Below are 558 nucleotides of genomic sequence, written 5' to 3'. Positions count from 1 at the left end.
AGGGTCAATTTCCCAAAGTTCTTTGATTCCGATACCGTAATGTTGCGGATCAGCATCTTGGTCTAAGTTGTATTTTGCAATCAAACGTTTACCAAGGTGTCCACGGCAACCTTCTGCAAAAATTGTGTATTTTGCATGAAGCTCGTAGCCGGGGGTAAAGTTATGAGTAGGTTCACCATCTTTACCAATACCCATATCACCAGTTTGGATGCCTTTTACAGAACCATCTTGATGATAAAGGATTTCTGAGGCAGCAAAGCCCGGGAAGATAGAAACTTCTAACTCTTCCGCTTTTTGACCTAACCAGCGCACCACATTACCCAATGAAATAACATAGTTACCATCGTTGTGCATGGTCTTAGGAACCATCCAGTGTGGTGCTTCTTGAGACTTTTCAGCAGACATGAGGAAATAAGTTTTGTCCTCAGTCACAGGTACATTTAAAGGTGCACCTTGTTCTTTCCAGTCAGGGAAAAGTTCATTGATTGCACGAGGTTCAAGTACAGCACCAGAAAGGATATGCGCACCAACTTCAGAGCCTTTTTCAACCACACAGAC

The 558-nt window shown here is 43.0% G+C and carries 1 protein-coding gene; it reads right to left on the bottom strand.

Annotated features, from left to right (window positions below; genetic code table 11):
* On the bottom strand, window positions 1-558 hold a 558-nt coding region (locus ACG916_RS21505; RefSeq protein ID WP_419329357.1), incomplete at both ends, for an NAD(P)/FAD-dependent oxidoreductase.

The organism is Acinetobacter legionensis (genome assembly GCF_048552295.1).
Taxonomy (GTDB): Bacteria; Pseudomonadota; Gammaproteobacteria; order Pseudomonadales; family Moraxellaceae; genus Acinetobacter.
This window is presented reverse-complemented; position numbering and strand designations above follow the sequence as displayed.